Here is a 19,864-nt window from a genome sequence, read left to right as displayed (position 1 = left end):
TTTGAATCAAACTCTCCACTATGGGGAGATCTCAATTTGTCAAATTTCATGATCACTATATTTACATAAAATCCTTATCCGATGACCAATGAAATGTGGATGCTGGAAGACCCATTCATTCGCCAGGCCTTCGACGCAGTCGAAGATAAGTCGAAACGAGCGCATGTCAGTACCAGTTGCGGTCTAGTCATCAGATTGATGAGAGCGAAATGTTCTGGCCCACTTTGGCATGATGTGAGACCCATGCCGCACTGCATGCGGAAGATAACGGGTTCTGCATGGGAGGTACCATGATCTGGATGGAGATAGCCAGGTTCGGGAAGAAGCTTGTCGAGCAGGGTCTGACAGGCTCGCGCTTCGGCAACATATCGGTGCTGACGGAAGATGGCATGATGATAACATGCACAGGCTCAATGCTCGACGAGATAGACGAGGGTCAGGTGGTGCTCGTCGACAGGCACAGAGAATGCGCCGCTGACAGCATCGCGAGCTGTGAGACTCCGGTCCACAGAGCCATATACCGCAGGACAGATGCCAGAGCGGTTATACACACCCATTCACCGTACGCGGTGGCATTATCGCTCCTGGAGGATGCGGTGAGACCAATCGACAGCGAGGGGATCGCGTTTCTCGGTGAGATGCCTGTGGTCGATGGCCCGTTTGGAACTGTGGAACTCGCCTCTGCGGTATCAGATGCCCTGATCGATCACAGAGCATGCATCGCACGCGGCCATGGTGTCTTCGCCAGGGGAGACGACCTGAGAGATGCGTACATCACAGCCTCGATGGCTGAGCACAGCTCCAAAATAAGATACCTGGTCGTATGGAGAACGAGCTCGACCAGAGACTGAGCCTGTTATCGGGCCGTGTGCTCGTGTGAAGGGATGAGACGCATGCGACCCATGGATTCATGCCGCGTTACGCCAGTGCACGGTATTCCTGAACGCTCTTATCCATCTGATAACTTGGCCCGAAGAGGCACCAGTCACACTATGCGTTCGTGGTGAGCGAATGAGTGCATTCAGCGACCAGCCCGCATGTCCTTCAAGTTGCTGAATACATAAGAGCGCTCCTGAAAGCATGTTCGGTGGTCCAAGCGCACGCCTGTTATCGCAGGAAAGATGACAGCATATCTCAGCGAATTTATCTGAGATCCAGGTTTTCATGATCGTTGGACTTCCTTTTCCGTCATCCTTGCAAAGGCTCAATGCTCGACGAGATAGACGAGGGTCAGGTGGTACTCGTCGACAGGCACAGAGAATGCGCCGCTGACAGCATCGCGAGCTGTGAGACTCCAGTCCACAGAGCCATATACCGCAGGACAGATGCCAGAGCGGTTATACACACCCATTCACCGTACGCGGTGGCATTATCGCTCCTGGAGGATGCGGTGATGCCAATCGACAGCGAGGGGATCGCGTTTCTCGGTGAGTGCTGTTCTGCCAGATCAACCAGATGAAAAACAAGGCCGATGCTGTATTTTTTGGACCCCGGGCGCCTCCCATGCGTCATCGGTTAAGATCGACATGTGTAGAATCTGACTTAATAGTCTTATCTCGCCTCAGTACTGCTATCAGGACTCAAGCCCACAGGCGGTCGATTTGAATCAAACTCTCCACTATGGGGAGATCTCAATTTGTCAAATTTCATGTCCAATATATTTTCAGAAAATCCTTAACCGATGACAAATGGGGCGCCTCCTGATGCGCCGCATACTCTATTCGCGTATTCAGGTCGTTGCTCAGCATTCGAATCTGCTCAGAAACCCGGAACCAGCGGCTAATAGCGGTCACCGAGACCAACACGCTGCAGGCTTCAATGACATACAGCTGAATCAGGACGATTCTATCCTCCTCGCCATATCCAGTGACTCCTTGGCCTCCTCAAGCCTGCCCAGGGCCTTCAGGCACCCACCCCTGTTCATCCAGGCGGTCCAGTATCCAGGATAGATCTTTATGGCCTTCTCGAAGCAGAGAAGTGCCTCATCGTATCTCTTGAGAGCGACAAGAGAGACACCCTTGTTGTTCCATGCATATGCATCAAACGGCTCAAGCATGATCGCCTCGTCGTATGATCTCAGAGCTTCCTCATGCTGCCCAAGGTTATCGAGAGCAGCGCCCCGATTGTTCCAGGCCCTTCTCGCATCCTGTCCCATCGGATCCAGCTCGATCGCCCTGTCGTAGCTTTTGACCGCCTCCTCATACTCACCCAGGCTGTGGTGAGCGAAACCCTTGATGATCCAGCTTCTGGAGTTGAACGGGTCGAGCTCCAGGGCGTGCTTGCAGGCCTCAAGCGCCTCAGAATAGCGGTCGAGATTGTTCAAAGCGGCTGCCTTCCCCCTCCAGGCCCTTGCATGCGACGGATCCAGCTCGATCGCCTGTTCAAACGCATCCAGCGCATCTGAGTACCTTCCAAGAGCCCTCATGAGGTACCTGCCACGCGCAACCCACAGATCCGCATTCATCAAATCGTTCTCGAAAAAACTCTGATCGCATGGCATATCCGGCACTGAACCCGCAAATGTGCTCTCCGCATCTTCCCTTTCAGACTTCCTGACCGACTTCTCGCTCAAAACAACACCATCTTTAATCTCCAAAGTTGATATACAAATACGCACCGGCGATATGCAGCTGCGCATCTGCCTAGCTGCAAGCCGGAATCCATCCCTGCAGACTCAGAAATCTGCAAGACGCTGTGGAATCCAGAACATCCCGCTGTTCTGTGCACTCAGATCATTGAGATCAACAGCGTGTGACCTCAGGAACTCAGAGGATTTATCCCAGCGGGCGCCTGTCTGCAAGAGCCTCTGAAGCGATTCGATACCTGAAGTATACTTTTACCCTGCCCATTTCTGCATATCAGATGGGACCGAAGCGGGCCTGTGTGGGCACGCTGAAGCTTGCGAGATCCTTGAGCCTGTAGTCCTGGAGCAGTATGCTCTTAAGCTTTGGCGGATGAACGCTCAGAGAGATCTCCTTCGTCCTTCCGTAGCGCCCCTTGCTTATCACAACAGTGTGAAGAATGCCAAGCATATCTAGTTCAGCTATGAGATCAGTGATCCTTCTGTGTGTGAGAGAGTCTGCCTCGACAAGCGGGCAGAGCTGCTTGTACATGCCATAGACTGCGCTCGTTGTTATGTTCCTGGCGGCCTGTTCCTCCAGGAGAAGTATGCTGTAAAGCACAAGCTTTGACTGTGTGGGGAGCGTCTTTATGACCTCCTCCACCCTGTCCTGCTCGATCTTCTCCCTTGCCGCCTTCACATGCTCCTCAGTGATCATCTGGCTCCTCGCCCTCTCCGCGATCTCGCCCGCTATCCTGAGAAGGTCCAGCGCGCGACGCGCATCACCATGCTCCCGCGCCGCGAAGGCCGCACAGAGGGGTATGACATCATCCGCGAGCACACCCGGCCTGAACGCCAGCTCAGCCCGCTGCTCCAGTATGTCCTGTATCTGCTCCGCGTTGTAAGGCGGAAATATGATCTCATCCTCACCAAGCGAGGATTTGACCCTCGGGTCCAGGAACTCGGTGAACTTCAGATCGTTCGATATGCCGATAAGACTCACCCTCGCCTGGACCAGATCGGAGTTTATCCTGGAGAGGTTGTAAAGGACATCATCGCCCTTTCTGACAAGCTTGTCGATCTCATCGAGCATTATGACGACCACACGCTTCTTCTCATCCAGCGCGTTCCTGAACTCCGAGTAGACCTGATCGGTGGGCCAGCCGGTCATGGGTATGTCCTTGTCGAAGTGCCTGGCGAGGTGTGCAAGAACCCTGTACTGTGTATCGACCACTTCGCAGTTGAGGTATATGACAGAGCATGCGGATCCAGCATCCGCCTCCTCCAGCTCCTTGCCCACATACTTCGCGACAGCTGTCTTTCCTGTGCCGGTCTTCCCGTAGATCAGGATGTTTGATGGCGTCTCGCCATGCAGTGCCGGAGCCAGGACAGATGCCAGCTCCTGTATCTGCTCCTCTCTGTGGGGCAGCTCCTTTGGGGTGTAGGTGGGACGCAAGACGTCCCGCGACCTGAATATGCCTCCCTGTCCAACAAAGCTGGCAAATAACCCGCTAGAAGTGGTCACGAGAACTCCCTCGAACAATTCATTCTTCGCATGGATGGTATTAAGAGTTATGGTGATCTCCCCTTCGTTTCCACTGGAAGGGGACCAACCCCTTTATTTCCAGTGGAGATGGCATGAACCCCAGCAGGAGGAACATGGGCTATAATAGCTGAACGCTCCTGTGTGCTCAGCAGCTTGGATTATAGTTCTTTGCGCCACTTCATGTAAATCCATTTAAAAGCTACTGGATGTGTCATACTTCATAGATGATTTTATGTGACGTGCAATATTATATCAACTTATACGGAATACTATAGAGAATCCCTAAAAACCTGCTTTTTTGATATAAAATAGCATTTATACAATTACTTAGCGACATGGCAGATCGCAGAAAAGGGGGTTAATAGGAATACTCTATAATCTCAATCGTGCGAGGGCACGCCCTACTGTTGCCTATGGGTTCGCTCTTATCCATCCGATGACCTGCCCGAAGAGGCACCAGTCAGCCATTCACTAGTTCGGCTTCGTCGAAGAGTTTCGACGTACCTGGCGAGGGGATGAGTGCATTCAGCAACCGGCCTGCATATCCTTCAAGTTGCTGAATACATAAAGCGATCCTCTATAATGAGCCCAAAAGCCACATTCGCACAACCTCCAAAGTCAGCAAGCACAGAAGAGCGAGTCTCAATTATTAGAGCACACAAGCTGAACACGGATCTCCATTGATTCAACCACTCCGGTCGGGCATGTTCAGGCACACATCATCTGTCGCACGCACGATTTGGGGAAGTCGCAACCATACTTTTAAATACAACGATATACATGCAGAGTTCAAGAGCTGAGGCGGGAACTGATCCTCAACCCTTTTGCAGCCCCAGAAAGCGCAACGGTGGTGATTTTTATTATGTCTGAGAAAGTGATAAAGCAATGTGTCGAGATTTTGGAGCGAATAATGAGCGACGATACTGTGCCCAGAAACATAAGGCGCTCTGCAGAGAACGTCAAAGGTATACTTCTCCAGGAAGGGCTCGCCGAAGCGGTAAAGGCAGCTTCAGCGATATCCATACTCGACGAAATCAGCAACGATCCAAATATTCCTCTTCACACCAGAACACTGATATGGAATGTAGCAAGCCAGCTTGAAACCATACCTGTTGGATGAAGCAAAGAAGAGATTTGTGCCTCTCGAAAACGCTTTAGCATCGGGCATACTGCGAGAAAACTGCAGTGAGTTCAGCAGGTGCCAGGCACCCCAGAGACAGGAGCTCAACAGGAGTTCTTCTGCAGACAGAAGAAACTGGATGAATGTTCATCATGGAACCTGACAGAGTCCGGCTGGGGCTTCTTTGCATATGACCAGGGATTCCAGTGAGATTCCTGCTCAGGAACATGCTCGATACGTTGAGGTAAATCGCCCTCTTGGCAGGTTTATGGATGAATGATTATGCCATAGCGGCTTCACTTGATCAGTAACTCAGGACATGCTCAATATGCTGAGGTAAATCGCCCTCTTGGCAGGTTTATGGATGAATGATTATGCCATAGCGGCTTCACTTGATCAGTAACTCAGGACATGCTCAATATGCTGAGGTAAATCGCCCTCTTGGCAGGTTTATGGATGAATGATTATGCCATAGCGGCTTCACTTGATCAGTAACTCAGGACATGCTCAATATGCTGAGGTAAATTGCCCTCTTGGCGGATTTCTGGATAAACGACTATGACCGATGATAGGGCCTCACTTGATCAGTAACTCAAGTACGCTCACGATATTGAGCAAATACCCTTAGAAGATGCAAACCGTCAATCCTGTACGCGCACTCACACAATTGAGATCAACTGCATGCGACATTGAGACCGACAAACAGATAGCATAGGACGATGATCGCGCACTTGCATGATTGAGATCAACAGCATGCGACCCGCTGGTCATGAGGTACTGCACCGATGAATATCGGTTTCGTGGTACATTGTTCGGTGATGCGAATCCGTATTCAGCGACTTGGACTTCGCGCAGGCTGGATGCTGGGAGAACTCACCTTCCAGGAGTGTATGCCAGGGGCAGCGCCCCCTTCTGGAGGGCCATCAGATGGATGAGAGCGGATGAGGAAAGGTCTGAGATACGAGTCACTTCCACCCAAAAGAAAGTCGGCACTGGAAGATAACCCCATGTTATGCTTCCGTGGTGACTTCCTCCCCTCGAGAGGGGGTCTTCTGCATGTTTCCCTATAAATACATGGATGTCGATCCCAGTGTCAGAGGTGGCTTGAAAATGGACGAAGAAGAGATGATCAGGCGCATTACGAGGATGATGGAGATTGGCGGAACCATGCTGGCAGAGCATCACGACTGCGGAGCTCCGCTCTTCAGGTACAAAGGGGAGATTCTATGCCCTGTCTGCTCCACTTCCAGAGAGGCTGAGCAGGATGCTGTGAAGCTGCCGGAAGAGAAGAATCTGGATGTTTCAGAGGGGCTTGTATCAGAAAGCGTGGCTCAGCGCGGCTCAGTATCCACCTCAGTATCTCCAGCCACAGGTGATGAAAAAGATGCTCTCGCAGCCGTGAGAGACCTGCTTCATGCAAAGCTGAGGGAGCTGTGTGAGGGGATAGCTGGCGAGCAGGACCTGTCAAGGCTGAAATCAAAGCTTGAATGTATCGAGATAGCTATCAGGGCGCTTAAGCAGCTTTGATTGCGGGTCGCGTTCTTGGATAGGTGGATGAGCTGTCAGGATCCGGCATGCAGCGGCGTGACGACACATCAATGCGTGCCCTTATGTGAAGTTGAAAACCCACAGCTCGAACATGCTCAATATGTTGAGGTAAATTGCCCTCTTGGCAGGTTTATGGATGAATGATTATGCCATAGCGGCTTCACTTGATCAGTAACTCAGGACATGCTCGATACGTTGAGGTAAATTGCCTCTTGGCGGATTTCTGGATAAACGACTATGACCGATGATAGGGTCTCACTTGATCAGTGACTCAAGTACGCTCACGATATTGAGCAAATACATATGAGGGTCAGCTCTTCATCTCATGGCAAACGGCGTGGATCACAGCAGCGCATGAGACTTGCTGGCGTGTTCATGCTGTATTTCCATTGGAAATGAGGGGGTCTCTGTGTTCAGATTCGTCTCTATTATCTGCGCTTTGTTGGTTCTGGCATCTGTCCAGGGCTGCGTTGAGCAAAAAGCTGCTGAGCCGAGCGGCTCTGTGGAAGTTCACCCGGCCAGAAAGCTTGACCTGGAGTTCGAGGCCGGAGTCTCCAGCGAGTTCTTCCTTGTCAGAGGCACTCTGGATCTCGCCTCCAGCATTTCAGAGCCCTACCTGCTGCTTGAGGCTCATCTTGTGAGAGAAGGTCAGGAGGTTCTCCGGTCAAGATACCTCCTGATTGATGTGGCCCCGGGCCAGACCGCGTTCGAGTTCTCAAAGACCGCGAGGCTGCAACCTGGCAGGGGCTATACCTGTCGCCTCGTCGTTTCTGGCGCGGATGGCCCGATTCTGAGCGCCGAGCGCGCGGCTCAGACCCTGGAGGGCAGCACGGAGCGATCGCCGTATCCTCCATCACTTTCATTCAGCGAGCCTGCTGGAGCCTCAGGGGAAAATGAGGATGGCAATGCGGAGGCTCAGGATGAGCAATCCGAGGATGGAACAGAAAATGATGCAGAAGATAAAGGGCCGGGCCCCGGTGTTACAGCCGGATCTCCGCATGCTGAACAGTATGGAGCAAGGCAGTATGTGGGAAGCACCACCTCCAGGAAGTACCACCTCCCCGAATGCAGATACGCTAAGAAGATAAAGCCTGAGCACGTTGTGTTGTTCTCAAGCAAGGAGGAGGCAGAATCGAAAGGATATGAGCCATGCAGGGTGTGCAATCCCTGATACGAAGCCAGGTTCGCTCTTATGTGCTCGACACCATGGGGGTCGTGTAATGTGGCTGCTGAACGCACTTATTCATTCGCCAAGAATGCATATCAGGACCAGTGCTTATATTGGGCAAGTTATCGATAAGAGCGGCCAGGGTTTTGAACTCTGGCTTCTCTAAAGAAGTCCGCTGTACATGTCATGCAGGCAGGGAACAATCGTGCCGGCTGCGATGCTGGTTCAGCTGTTCCGGTCAAGGGGATTCCATGCAGCCCATCGCCTCGGGAGGCTTAAGAGGTCAGCCACAAAGGCGCCGATGATGAAACCAGGTCTCTGAGTTGTGATGAGCCCTATGAGTTCTGAGGCGCATAACCCCCTGCTCTGAGATATCACAATCCGGGAATAATGCAGGCAGGTTGCGTGAGACCATTCGGGGATGACATAAACCGCTCTTGTCAGATTACCTGCCCGGAAAGGCACCGGTCCTGATATGCGATCGTAGAGGGTGAACTGGTGCTTCAGCAACCAGATTTCATCGCCCAAGTTGCTACTTACATAAGAGCATGATGGATTTTGAGATGAGTTTGTTGATGTCGCTCTTATGTATTCAGCAGCTTGGAGGCCATGCAGGCCAATTGGTAATGCACTCATTCACTCAGAAACCCCTCGACTACGTCGAAGGGTTTCGACAGTTTCAACTTCGTCGAAACTCTTCGGCGCAGTCGAAGATAATTCGAAACTAGCGCATAGCAGGACCGATCTCTTCGGGCAGGTCATCAGATGGGTGAGAGTGATACCGCATCGAACCGGACAAATAGCATGGATGGAATCATATCGAGCCATACGGCCTGTGGGCCTCCCACGATAGAAAAGAGCGCTCTTGTGTGATTGGCAGCCTGGAGGCCATAGAGGATGGATGCTGGATGCACTCACGCACTCGCCAGAGCGGATTGTCAGACCAATGTATCAGCAAGTTATATGGACATAAGAGATGACCAAAAAGATATGAGGAAAACGCGAGGGGTTACAGATAAACCAGCGGGTCGGCAGAGAACGATGGGAAAGAGATTTCAACGATCCCAGGAAAACGCTCATGACGCAAGGTACCCATGTGTATGAAAATGGGCTGCATCAGATGCCATTTTCGTGCAAGCCCGGCTCAATCCTGGTGTCCGATAGTTCGCAGTCCTTCGCGCGCATACCTTTGCGCGCATGCATCCAGACCAACCCAACTCAATCCAAGTGTCGGATAGTTCGCGGAGATGAGCCAGCACGAAATGCCGAGCTGCTCGGAGCTGGCGCAGTCAGGGCCCTGATATTCCAGATATGCGCCCGCCAGTTCTCCTCCACCCAGCTAAGGAGTTATGGTTCCCATGGATCCGGTAATAGATAGAAGAGGAAACAGAAACATCATAGAAATAAAAGATCTGACCAAAATATACAGAGATGGTGTGGAGGTGGTGGCTCTCGATCGCATAAACCTCACGATAAAGGAAGGGGAGTTTCTGGCGATAGTTGGACCGAGCGGGTCCGGAAAGTCAACGCTGCTTAACATGATAGGCCTTCTCGACACACCCACAAGCGGAATGATACTGCTGAAGGATATCGATGTAACAAAGATCAGCGCGAATGAGCGGGCAAGGCTGAGAAATAAGGAGCTTGGATTTGTCTTCCAGTATCACCATCTTTTACCCGAGTTTACTGCAGTCGAGAACGTGATGATGCCCATGCTCATAGCAGGGGTTGAGAAAAAAGAGGCGCGCAATCGTGCGACTGCTCTGCTCAGGGAGGTCGGTCTCGGAGACCGGCTGGACCACAAGCCAAGCCAGCTCAGCGGTGGGCAGAATCAGCGGGTTGCGGTCGCGAGGGCCCTGGCAAACAGGCCATCCATCGTAATAGGAGATGAGCTCACAGGAAACCTGGACACCAAAACCTCGAGGATGATCTACGACATGCTTCGGGATCTGAACAAGAGAATCAACCAGACATTCATCCTCGTGACGCACGATATGGAGATGGCGGAGAGGACAGATCGCATACTCAGACTGGTGGACGGGAGGATCGTCTGTGAGCTCAGGCGGGTCGGCGATGAGTTCGTGAGCGGAGAGATGTGCACCGCAGGTACAGGCGCAGATCGGGAATGAACGCTCGCTCTTATGTGTTTGGCAACTTGGAGGCTGTGTGGTGTGGCAGATGTTAACACTCATTCATCTGCCATGAACGCATAGCAGGGCCATTGCCTCTTCGGGCAAGTCACCAGATGGATAAGAGTGTGAACGCTTTTATCCCCATGAGGACTCCCCAGAAGAGACACCGATTCTACTATGAGATTGTGGCGATTATAGTATTCCGTATAAGTTGATATAATATTGCACGTCACATAAAATCATCTATGAAGTATGACACATCCAGTAGATTTTAAATGGATTTACATGAAGTGACGCAAAGGACTATCGCTCTTATCCATCTGATAACTTGGCCCGAAGAGGCACCAGTCACACTATGCGTTCCTTCCGAGGGTATGAGTGCATTCAGCGACCAGCCCGCATCTCCTTCAAGTTGCTGAATACATAAGAGCGAGGACTATAATGAGTCCCCGCTCTTATCCATATGGTGACTCTCCACAATAGGTAGCAGTCATGCTATGCGCTCGTTTCGACTTATCTTCGACTGCGCCGAAGAGTTTCGACGGAGTTGAAACTGTCGAAACCCTTCGACGTAGCCGAAGGCCTCGTGAGGGAATGAGTGCGTTCAGCAACAGGCCTGGATGGCAATCCACGTTGCTGAATACACAGGAGCGGTGGATATTCACATAGTACGCGTGAAATTGGAATTGTTGAGCCACCGGCTTTCATGCCGGAGCCTTATGGGCCTTGAGGTTCACGCTGAGCTCGAAGGAATTGAACACCAGATCCGCATCCTCTGGATCCATCCACTCCAGGCCGGTTTTCAGGATATCCTCTCTCGAAAGCAGGTCATCATATGCGCCGACCTTCAGCCCTCTGCTCTGCAGGAGCTTCGCAAGCGCAAGGTTCCTGCTGTGGTGGAGTTCCCTCACACCCGGGCGGTATGTGATGCCGTGAATGCAGATCCTGATCTCAGCCAGTGGTTTATCGATACGCAGGCACCCGTCCATTATGCGATCCATCCAGTAGCGGATCATGCTGTCGTTCAGCTCTCTGGCAGTCCTGAGCATGACTGCATCTTCGGCACGTCCTCTCCTCACCATCTCATTGATGAGAAACCACGGATAGACCGGTATGCAGTGCCCACCGACGCCTGTGGATGGCATGTGTATGTGACAGTACTCGTGGTTTGCATGCTCCCTGGCCTCGTAGAAATCGATGCCAAGCCCCTCTGAGATTCTGAAGAGCTCGTTCGCGAGCGCGATGTTGACGTCCCTGTAGCAGCCCTCCATGACCTTTATCATCTCTGCGACCCTTGCAGATGATACCAGCCTGAGATTCGGTATGAACCTCCTGTAAACGTCGTATGCAACGGCGCCGCTCCTCTCATCAACTCCCCCAATTACCTTCGGGAACTCCCTGAGCCTGGATATGCTGCACCCTGTCATTATCCTCTCCGGCGAGTGTGCGAGATAGAACTGGCCGAGCCGGAGATTGCTGCTCTCCTCGATCCATCTGAGTGCAGGACCTTCTGTTGTCCCGGGCGGCACAGTTGTCTCAAGCACCACCAGATCTCCACGCTTCAACACGCCTCCCAGACTCCTGAATGCGCTCTCAAGCGTCCTGAAGTCAGGGTTGTGGTTCTCATCGATGAACAGGGGAACTATTACTATGAATACGGTGCATGATGATGCATCTCTGTAGTCTGTCGTTGCTACGAGCCCCCTACCTCCGTGTCTCGATATCAGCTCCTCCAGTCCGGACTCCTGAGGTATGGGGTTCTTCCCGCTGTTTATGAGATCGCATCTCTCTCTGTTTATATCAACGCCCACGACCGGAATTCCATGATCTGCAATTACTGCTGCAAGAGGAAGCCCTGCATTGCCAAGTCCCACGACAGCGATCTTCAGGATGATCCCTCCGGGGTTATGCGCACGGTCTCTCCGCAGTCGCACAGGTACTCCTTCACACCATCATCCCTCAACAGCCTCGACAGAGGTCTGCCGCATCTGCATACATATCCCCGCAGCATGGCTGGGTTTCCGTAAACCAGACCATGCGGGGGGACGTCATCTGCGACAACGCTGCCCGCTCCGACCATGGCGTACTCCCCTATGGTTATGCCGCAGATTATCGTCGCATTCGCGCCTATGCTTGCGCCCCTGCAGACCTTTGTGGGCACGACTCTATCCTCCGACCAGATGAACGCTCTTGGGTACAGATCGTTTGTGAAAACTGCGGAAGGACCTATGAAAACATCATCCTCAATATTGACTCCGTGATAAACAGAGACGAAGTTCTGGATCTTCACGTTATCTCCGATTCTGACATCTCTGTCTATGTAAACGCTCTTTCCGATATTGCAGTTCTTTCCGATCCTGGCGCCCTCCCTGATGTGGGCGAAGTGCCATATGCTCGTGCCGTCCCCGATATCAGTGCTTTCGACAACTGCAGTCGGGTGCTTCCTGTAGCTCATACCAGCCCCCTCGATATCTCAGACCATCGGTGATGTTTGCGATCATCTTGCTGGATAGACGCCGGGTATCTCATACCAGACCTCTCGATATCTCAGCACATACCTTCATGTTTCTGAACGCCTGCTCCGGCGTTACGGGAAACTCATGCCTGCCCATGACCGCGTCCAGAAACGCCCGCAGCTCGACCTTGAGCGGCTCAACCTTGCTCACGAGCACCTTCTCGATTATGTTCTCCTGGAGGTACCTCTCGCCCTCCTTGAGGTACTTATCAGGCTTCCTGTAGATGTATACCTCCTGGGTCATGAAGTCGCCTTCTGTTGTCACACCCTCCTCCTCGACGTAGAAAGTCCTGAACTTCTTAGAGGACATGCGGCTCGCTGATAGGGAGACTATAGACGAGTCGAATCGGATCAGTGCCTCGCAGACGTTCCTCGTGCCAGCGCTGCTTATCGTGTAATCCTCCCTTCCCGGAAAGAGCACGTTGAAGACTATATCGATGTCGTGGATCATCAGGTCCTCAACAACAGATGAATCCGTGATCCTGGACGATCCGGGGTTGTGCCTTTTTATCTCAACATATGCGGGCGACGTGATTATCCTCTTTATCTCCTCCACTATCGGATTGAAGCGCTCGATGTGCCCGACCCCCACCACCAGATCATTCTCACGAACTGCGCTCAGGAGTCTCTCAGCCTCATCCATAGTGAGTGTCATCGGCTTCTCTATGAGACAGTGAACGCCCGCACCGATCACACGCATGGCAACATCGTAATGATACCTTGTGGGGACGCAGATGGAGACAGCCTCTGATGCTCCGAGGAGCTCATCGATGCTGTGACATATCGTTGCATACTCCCCTGCAGCCTCCGCGTTCTTCTCAACAGAATCGTAGACGTAGAGGTTCCCCACACCCTTCAGCTCGGAGTAAACGCGCACGTGGTTGCGCCCCATCGAGCCGACACCTATAACTCCAACGTCCATCATATCACCCTGCGCTGTTCACCGCATCCGCGATTCTCTTCAGGTCATCATCATTGAGCCCTGGATGCACCGGAACGCTTATCACTCTTCTCGAGATGTCCTCGGCGACTGGGCAGTTCGATCTGATTCCGAGCTGCCTGTACAGAGGCTGCTCATAAACAGGCATCGGGTAATGTATGCCTGTGCCGATACCTTTCGACTGGAGATAGCCGGCAAGATCATCGCGGCTCATCGGGAACTCGTCCTCGACCCTGAGAACGTACTGGTTGTAAACATGCTTGCACCTCGGATCCCTCCAGGGCGTTGTTATGCCGTCTCTCGTTATATGCGAGCTGAGATACTCTGCATTCCTTATTCTGGCATTTATGAATCCATCCAGCTTCCTGAGCTGCACCAGGCCTATCGCGCCCTGGATGTTCGTCATTCTGTAGTTGTATCCAAGCATCACGTGGTTGTACTTCCCAAGGTCCCCATGGTTCCTCAGAAGTCTCAGTCGCTCAGCAAGCGCATCGTCATCTGTTGTTATCATCCCACCCTCTCCGGTGGTCATGTTCTTCGTCGGGTAGAATGAGAAGCATCCTGTGCCGAAGCTCCCCACCCTCTTTCCACTGTACTCAGCGCCGTGGGCCTGAGCGCAGTCCTCTATGAGGATGAGATCGTGATCCTCGCAGATCTCTCCGATGGCCTTTACATCGAACGGCTGGCCGTACAAATGCACCCCCACGATTGCCTTTGTGTTGCTGTTCACTTTTTCGAGAACATCTCCAGGATCTATGTTGAAAGTCCTTGGATCGACGTCTGCAAAGACGGGCCGGAGCCCCTGATAGAGGACTGCGTTTGATGTTGCGATGAAGGTGAACGCAGGGCATATAACCTCGTCTCCGGGTTTGAGACCGAGCGCCCTCAGCGCGAGATCCAGTGCCACAGTGCCATTGCTCACAGCGACCGAGTTTCTCACTCCAGTGTATGCGGAGAACTCCTCCTCAAATCGCCTGACCAGCTCCCCCTGAACAAGCATGCCGGACCTGATCACCTGGGATACTGCCTCTACCTCCTCATCGCCCAGGAGCGGCCTGGCAATCGGGATGAAATCCATTACTCTGATCTCCTCGTGATCTTTATTCGAATTTTCCACAGGAAGCTTGGAGTATGAATGTTTCGCTGAGATGATATATCCGGAGATCCAACGGTCAGACCTGTATGTCTGAAGATCAGCGGGCTGAGGATGGCAGCAGAAATGTCCTCTTCATAGGTCTGGTCAGCCTGTTAAACGACACCAGCAGTGAGCTCATTCAGCCGATAATGCCTCTCTTCATAACATCACTTGGAGGGGGAGCACTTGCTGTGGGGCTGGTGGGAGGCCTCAGTGAGGGCATTCCGAGCATCCTGAAGATCCTCTCAGGATATGCGGGCGACGTGACAGGAAAAAGGAAGCAGCTGGTCGTAGCGGGCTACGGTCTCTCCGCACTGGCCAAGACACTTCTTCCTCTATCAGGATCATGGCAGCATGTTGTCCTGCTTAAAAGCATCGAGCGCTGTGGCAAGGGGGTGAGGGCGGCACCAAAGGACGCGATCATCTCGGGATCAGTTGAGTCCTCGCATATCGGAAGGGGCTTCGGCACAGTGAGAGCGCTTGACACCTTCGGAGCGGTGCTGGGATCTGGCATGGCATACGTCCTGTGGAGCACAGGCCTGGGCTTCAGGGAGATCCTGGCGGTGGCTGCAGCGCTCTCAATTATGGCATTCGTCCCTCTCATTCATGTCAGGGATATACGTAGATCTCCAATGGCACTGCTCAGGCCTGGCATATCCTCTTTGTCGCCGCGACTCAGGTGGTTCATCCTCGTGGCATCCATATTCTCGCTTGCGAACTTCAGCTACATGTTCTTCATGCTTCGGGCGCAGGAGCTCTTCGTGGGGTCCCTGGCAGTCGGCGCGCCCCTGCTGCTTTACCTGCTGTACAACGTGGTCTACGCAGGAATGGCCATACCAAGCGGGATGGCATCAGATCTAATGGGGAGAAAATGGACGCTTGCAATCGGCTATGCATTATTCTCGCTGACCGCCCTTGGATTCGTCTTTGTGTCATCTTCAGAGTGGCTCATACCTCTCTTCATCATTTACGGTCTTGTCTTCGCGGTGGTCGATGGGGCGCAGAGCGCATATGTCTCGGATCTGAGCTGTGATGAGATGAGATGCACAGCACTTGGGGCATATCATGGAATGGTTGGAATCGCATCGATAGCATCCGGTCTGATCGCCGGCGCGATCTGGCAGTTATATGGACCAGAGGCGACGTTCCTCTTCGGCGCTCTGCTGGCAGCAGTGGCCTCTTGTGGCATGATCCTCGGAGAGGCGACAGTGCGGAGATATGAGAAACGTCAGGCATGAGTAGCTTGACATTGTTCTCTGCTACTATCTTCCGGCAGCGTTAAAATAAAATATTTTAAATTTATATTATCTCCCTACTTTAGAAAGGGGGTAGATGGCAATTGAGGTTTTATTTGAGGAGGCAATATATTTTTGTGTTTATAACTATATTGAAGAATATTTGTATGAAGTATAACGATATTCGCTCTTATGTATTCAGCAACTTGGAGGTCATTCGGGAGGTTGCTGAATGCATTCATTCGCTCGCCAGTAGCGCATAACAGGACCGCTGCCTATTCGGGCAAGTTATGAGATGGATAAGAGCGACGATATTTTCTGGGTTGGGGCATGCGATGTGAGCAACCGTGGACGTCAGTACGTGGAGGGTTTGCTGTTAAACCGCGGTCGAGGGAACTGCAGCAGGTTTGCGAAGACTGTGAGGAAGAGCACCTCGCAGTCGTTGCAGAACTTCATCACGGATTCGCCGTGGGACGAGAGGAAGGTCATAGAGAGGCTCCAGAGGGACATTGCAGAACTGATCGGAGATCCGGTTGAAGGTTCGATACACATAGATGAGACAGGATTCCCGAAGCAGGGCACACATTCGGTGGGTGTTCAAAGGCAGTACTGCGGCCGGCTTGGTAAAGTCGATCGCTCATATCCATTTGATGACTTGCCCGAAGGAGCAGGGGTCATGCTATGCGTTCGTTTCGACGAATGAATGCTTTCAGCGACCACATTGCATGCTCTGCAAGTTGCTACGCACATAAGAGCGAAGTTGATGACTGCCAGGTGGGCGTCTTTCTCGGATACGTAAACGGCTCACGTCGAACACTTATCGATGGTCAGCTGTACCCTCCCAGAGGAGTGGGCGAACAACAACAGGCTGCGCAACAAATGCAAGGTTCCGAAGGATGTGAGGTTCAGACGAAAGCGGAGATTGGGCTCGATATGGTGCTCAACGCCCGTAAAAACAGAGTCGCTCTTATCCATCTGATAACTTGGCCCGGAGAGTCACCAGTCACACTATGCGTTCCTTCTGAGGATATGAGTGCATTCAGTGACCAGCCCGCATCTCCTTCAAGTTGCTGAATACATAAGAGCGAAGCCAGAATCTCTGCCAGAGCATCGTATCATAGAAGATCTGCAGCATCGTCCTCTAAATAGTAGTAGGGACAGTGTCAAGGTAATGCTGTTCTTTGGATCCTGCCCGCGAACTCACCCTCTGACGTTCGCCTTGTCTTCGCCAGGAGCACATGAGCATCCTCATTATGCGCCTCTGCTTCAAGGCGATCTCAAGCTATTTTCAACACATCTCTGCAGCTTCCAGTCATATTTTGATACACTTACCCCTTTGCTTCCAGTGTGCCGGTAGACTTACGTCATCTTGTTAATTGTAAAAAACAAAATTAGATAACGCACTTATATTTACAAAGTATTAAGTTTTCGATATCCAAAGACCGCATGCAGATTTCACATACCATCACTTCCAGTGGAGCTGGTCATTCGACAATGAGGGAGAGAGCTGGAACATCCGCCTTCGGGGAGCAGACCACCGGCATCTATTTTTGATAGGAAATATTCTGTGGTGACAATGACACTAGAGTCTCTGGTATCGGAGCTCAGGAGCTTCGTGGGCATAACCAGGAAGCGAAGCATTGGCGATATGCTCAGGTACTTTCCTGCCATCTCTGATAAGGTGATAGCGGATTTCGGCGAGGATGCTGCCGTCATAGATAACGGTGATGAGGTTCTTCTCCTCGCAGCAGACGGGATATGGTCGGTGCTGATGGATGCTGATCCCGAATGGGCCGGATACTGCGCCGTTCTTGTGAACGTTCATGACATAGCTGCCATGGGAGGCACCCCGATCGCCATGGTGGATGTTCTTTCCGTGAACTCTCCAAAACTCGCGGATGCTGTCCTGCGGGGAGTCGAGAGGGGGATCGAGAAGTTTGGAGTCCCGATAGTGGGCGGCCATCTCCATCCGGACACGCCCTACAGTGCACTGGATGTTGCAATTCTGGGCAAGGCCAGGAAGGACGGGGTGATACTGAGCAGCACTGCAGAGCCTGGCGACTCGGTGGTGATCGCGGTCGATCTCGAAGGAAAAGTTCACCCCAGCTTCAGGATCAACTTCGACTCCACCAGCCACAAGGACAGGGAAACACTGGCGCTCCAGATCTCTTCGATGCGTGTGCTCGGGGAGAGAAGACTCGTCACAGCTGGCAAGGACATCAGCAATCCGGGGATGCTTGGGACCCTCGGAATGCTGCTCGAGACCAGCGGAGCTGGCGCGGAGGTTGATATTGATGCGATACCCGTGCCTCAGTCACTGCCTCTCCTGGACTGGCTGAAGATGTATCCGGGCATGGGCTTTGTGGTCACGACCAGAGATCCGTCTGAGGTCGTGGATGTATTCAGGAGACACGGGCTGAGCGCTGCGAGGATCGGCAGGGTGATCGAGGAGAGGAGGCTTGAGGTTGTGAGCGGGGAGAGCAGAGCAGTTCTCTTCGACTTCGAGAGAGATCGCGTGACGGGCATAAACTGAGGGGTAACATGGATCGCAGATTCATCGATCTGCTGAAGGAGAGAGCACGCAGTTCCAGGGCGAGGATCGGAATAGGGCTGATGAACCCCGGCAGGGATGTTCTCGAGAGCCTCATCTCTGCAGGGGAATACGCTGAGATCGTCGCTGTGGGCAATGCTGCTCCTGAGGGCATCGAGCTGATCCGCTCAGACTCACCTGAAGGGGAGCTGATAAGGCTTCTGATGAGCTCGGAGATCGACGGGGCTGTGAGGGGCAATATATCTGCCACAAGGACGATGAGGGCTCTCTCAAGTGCTGGGGTAGATGTCATGAGGATGGCCCTGCTGGAGCTTGGTGGATGGGCGTTCTTCCTGGCTCCTGTCGGCATCGATGAGGGCGATACCCTGCAGGAGAAGCTGGAGCTTGCCATCCGAGGGGCATATTTTCTTAGGAGGATGGGCATAGATCCGAAGGTATCGGTTCTCTCAGGTGGCAGGCTGGAGGATGTCGGCAGGAGCAGCAACGTTGACATGAGCCTGGCGCACGGTGAGTTCGTGGCTGCGCGGCTGAGGGAGAATGGCTTCGACGCGACCCACAGGGGCATCCTGATTGAGTCCGCACGCGGAGATGATCTCGTGCTTGCGCCGGATGGGATATCGGGCAACCTGCTCTTCAGAACGATGCTGATGGTATGCGGCGCAACCGCCCTGGGCGCGCCCGTTCTCACAGATGAGATCGTGTTCGTCGACTCCACCAGGGCCAGATCCGAGTTCACAGGGCCTGTGATCCTGGCAAGCGCCCTGGTATCGATGAGAGACAGGCGATGAGAGCCCCATGCGATCCAGATTTCGGCGCACTCTCCATGAGAGGACCTGTCTATAGTTTATCTATAGAGTATTTTCATCTATTTAGTTAATTTGTGACAACTATAAAGCTGCCGGTGTGTTGCAGTGCATGTAGGAGGCTCGGGATTCGAAGCGGTGGTCTTAAATGATGCGATCAAAAATCTGCAACAAACTTCTGGGCATAGCTGATTACTATGAGGCGGTCTTCACAGGGCCGGCGGCCATGGAGCATGGCAGGTTCAGAAGCAGCGTTCTTGGGATGATCATCGAGATGCTGGACGTTCTGAGGATCAATGAGGATCTCAGGATGGAGCTTATAGAGTCCATAACAGCAGGCTGGAGAATGGAGATGGTCGGCGATGAGGCTGCGGAATCAGAGATGATCCTGGAGAAGCTCAAGAGCGTGAGAAGCGCCGCGATGCAGGATGTGGGCTGCAGCCTGGAGATCGGTGTGCTCATGTCGCTTCCGATCCGGGAGATGGATCTCAAAGAGGATCATGTCTCTCACGTCTATGATGTGATGAACAGGATCATGGACCATCTGAGCAGCAGAACTACAGGAGAGCATCTGGTCGCATGATGTGAAACGCTGCGTGGGGCTGTATCTC

Annotated in this window: 16 protein-coding genes and 1 pseudogene; 11 read left to right on the top strand and 6 right to left on the bottom strand. The window is 52.7% G+C overall.

What is annotated here, in order from left to right; translation table 11 throughout:
• Positions 1-290: 290 nt before the first annotated feature.
• Both QHG98_08370 and QHG98_08365 read left to right on the top strand, forming a co-directional pair.
• Positions 291-851: an aldolase gene (locus tag QHG98_08370; GenBank protein MDH7597730.1), complete on the top strand. Its 561-nt coding sequence runs from the start codon at positions 291-293 to the stop codon at positions 849-851.
• Between the two features lie 356 nt (positions 852-1,207).
• The gene (locus QHG98_08365) at positions 1,208-1,459 is read left to right on the top strand and encodes a class II aldolase/adducin family protein (protein ID MDH7597729.1); all 252 of its coding nucleotides are present in this window, start codon (positions 1,208-1,210) and stop codon (positions 1,457-1,459) included.
• A 375-nt stretch (positions 1,460-1,834) separates the two neighbouring features.
• On the opposite strand, the gene QHG98_08360 is transcribed toward QHG98_08365, so the two are convergent.
• On the bottom strand, positions 1,835-2,572 hold the full coding sequence (locus tag QHG98_08360; GenBank protein MDH7597728.1) for a tetratricopeptide repeat protein: 738 nt from the start codon (positions 2,570-2,572) through the stop codon (positions 1,835-1,837).
• 286 nt (positions 2,573-2,858) lie between these two features.
• Positions 2,859-4,103 carry an ORC1-type DNA replication protein gene (locus QHG98_08355; GenBank protein MDH7597727.1) on the bottom strand — a complete coding sequence of 415 codons (1,245 nt, stop codon included), beginning with the start codon at positions 4,101-4,103 and terminating at the stop codon, positions 2,859-2,861.
• 865 nt (positions 4,104-4,968) lie between these two features.
• Here QHG98_08355 and QHG98_08350 point away from each other — a divergent pair.
• From QHG98_08350 to QHG98_08335, 4 genes are all read left to right on the top strand, one after another.
• Positions 4,969-5,226: a UPF0147 family protein gene (locus QHG98_08350; GenBank protein ID MDH7597726.1), complete on the top strand. Its 258-nt coding sequence runs from the start codon at positions 4,969-4,971 to the stop codon at positions 5,224-5,226.
• A gap of 1,056 nt (positions 5,227-6,282) precedes the next feature.
• Entirely contained in the window at positions 6,283-6,753 is a 471-nt protein-coding gene (locus QHG98_08345; protein ID MDH7597725.1) for an autoantigen p27 domain-containing protein, read from the top strand.
• A 463-nt stretch (positions 6,754-7,216) separates the two neighbouring features.
• Positions 7,217-7,945 (top strand): Ada metal-binding domain-containing protein, encoded by a 729-nt coding sequence (locus QHG98_08340; protein MDH7597724.1) that lies wholly within the window; start codon positions 7,217-7,219, stop codon positions 7,943-7,945.
• A gap of 1,355 nt (positions 7,946-9,300) precedes the next feature.
• Positions 9,301-10,071: an ABC transporter ATP-binding protein gene (locus QHG98_08335; protein ID MDH7597723.1), complete on the top strand. Its 771-nt coding sequence runs from the start codon at positions 9,301-9,303 to the stop codon at positions 10,069-10,071.
• 707 nt (positions 10,072-10,778) lie between these two features.
• On the opposite strand, the gene QHG98_08330 is transcribed toward QHG98_08335, so the two are convergent.
• The 4 genes from QHG98_08330 to QHG98_08315 all read right to left on the bottom strand — a co-directional run bounded on the left by QHG98_08330 (position 10,779) and on the right by QHG98_08315 (position 14,607).
• Positions 10,779-12,008, bottom strand: coding sequence for a nucleotide sugar dehydrogenase (locus QHG98_08330; protein ID MDH7597722.1), 1,230 nt, complete (start codon positions 12,006-12,008; stop codon positions 10,779-10,781).
• Positions 11,960-12,529, bottom strand: coding sequence for an acyltransferase (locus QHG98_08325; GenBank protein MDH7597721.1), 570 nt, complete (start codon positions 12,527-12,529; stop codon positions 11,960-11,962). Before QHG98_08325 ends, QHG98_08330 begins: the two co-directional genes overlap by 49 nt.
• Positions 12,530-12,599: 70 nt before the next feature.
• A complete protein-coding gene (locus QHG98_08320; GenBank protein MDH7597720.1) occupies positions 12,600-13,511 on the bottom strand; it encodes a Gfo/Idh/MocA family oxidoreductase in 912 nt (303 codons plus the stop codon).
• A gap of 4 nt (positions 13,512-13,515) precedes the next feature.
• Positions 13,516-14,607: a DegT/DnrJ/EryC1/StrS family aminotransferase gene (locus tag QHG98_08315; protein MDH7597719.1), complete on the bottom strand. Its 1,092-nt coding sequence runs from the start codon at positions 14,605-14,607 to the stop codon at positions 13,516-13,518.
• 104 nt (positions 14,608-14,711) lie between these two features.
• Here QHG98_08315 and QHG98_08310 point away from each other — a divergent pair, with 104 nt between their 5' ends.
• From QHG98_08310 to QHG98_08290, 5 genes and pseudogenes are all read left to right on the top strand, one after another.
• Positions 14,712-15,902 (top strand): MFS transporter, encoded by a 1,191-nt coding sequence (locus QHG98_08310; GenBank protein ID MDH7597718.1) that lies wholly within the window; start codon positions 14,712-14,714, stop codon positions 15,900-15,902.
• A 292-nt stretch (positions 15,903-16,194) separates the two neighbouring features.
• Positions 16,195-16,533: pseudogene (locus QHG98_08305) on the top strand (transposase).
• Between the two features lie 942 nt (positions 16,534-17,475).
• Positions 17,476-18,432 (top strand): methanogenesis marker 2 protein, encoded by a 957-nt coding sequence (locus tag QHG98_08300; GenBank protein MDH7597717.1) that lies wholly within the window; start codon positions 17,476-17,478, stop codon positions 18,430-18,432.
• An 8-nt stretch (positions 18,433-18,440) separates the two neighbouring features.
• Positions 18,441-19,238: a methanogenesis marker protein Mmp4/MtxX gene (gene mtxX / locus QHG98_08295; GenBank protein MDH7597716.1), complete on the top strand. Its 798-nt coding sequence runs from the start codon at positions 18,441-18,443 to the stop codon at positions 19,236-19,238.
• A gap of 166 nt (positions 19,239-19,404) precedes the next feature.
• Positions 19,405-19,836, top strand: coding sequence for a hypothetical protein (locus tag QHG98_08290; GenBank protein MDH7597715.1), 432 nt, complete (start codon positions 19,405-19,407; stop codon positions 19,834-19,836).
• The last annotated feature ends 28 nt before the right edge of the window (positions 19,837-19,864 follow it).

The organism is Methanothrix sp. (genome assembly GCA_029907715.1).
In the GTDB taxonomy this organism is placed as follows: Archaea; Halobacteriota; Methanosarcinia; order Methanotrichales; family Methanotrichaceae; genus Methanothrix_B.
The sequence above is the reverse complement of the archived record's forward strand: the minus strand, read 5'-3'. Positions and strand labels throughout refer to the sequence as shown.

Coding starts and splice junctions, on each gene's coding strand:
- QHG98_08365 (MDH7597729.1), top strand. CDS start 1,208: ATGCTCGACGAGATAGACGAGGGTCAGGTGGTACTCGTCGACAGGCAC.
- QHG98_08300 (MDH7597717.1), top strand. CDS start 17,476: ATGACACTAGAGTCTCTGGTATCGGAGCTCAGGAGCTTCGTGGGCATA.
- QHG98_08315 (MDH7597719.1), bottom strand. CDS start 14,607: ATGGATTTCATCCCGATTGCCAGGCCGCTCCTGGGCGATGAGGAGGTA.
- QHG98_08335 (MDH7597723.1), top strand. CDS start 9,301: ATGGATCCGGTAATAGATAGAAGAGGAAACAGAAACATCATAGAAATA.
- QHG98_08370 (MDH7597730.1), top strand. CDS start 291: ATGATCTGGATGGAGATAGCCAGGTTCGGGAAGAAGCTTGTCGAGCAG.
- QHG98_08325 (MDH7597721.1), bottom strand. CDS start 12,529: ATGAGCTACAGGAAGCACCCGACTGCAGTTGTCGAAAGCACTGATATC.
- QHG98_08290 (MDH7597715.1), top strand. CDS start 19,405: ATGCGATCAAAAATCTGCAACAAACTTCTGGGCATAGCTGATTACTAT.
- QHG98_08345 (MDH7597725.1), top strand. CDS start 6,283: ATGTTTCCCTATAAATACATGGATGTCGATCCCAGTGTCAGAGGTGGC.
- QHG98_08350 (MDH7597726.1), top strand. CDS start 4,969: ATGTCTGAGAAAGTGATAAAGCAATGTGTCGAGATTTTGGAGCGAATA.
- mtxX (MDH7597716.1), top strand. CDS start 18,441: ATGGATCGCAGATTCATCGATCTGCTGAAGGAGAGAGCACGCAGTTCC.
- QHG98_08310 (MDH7597718.1), top strand. CDS start 14,712: ATGTCTGAAGATCAGCGGGCTGAGGATGGCAGCAGAAATGTCCTCTTC.
- QHG98_08320 (MDH7597720.1), bottom strand. CDS start 13,511: ATGGACGTTGGAGTTATAGGTGTCGGCTCGATGGGGCGCAACCACGTG.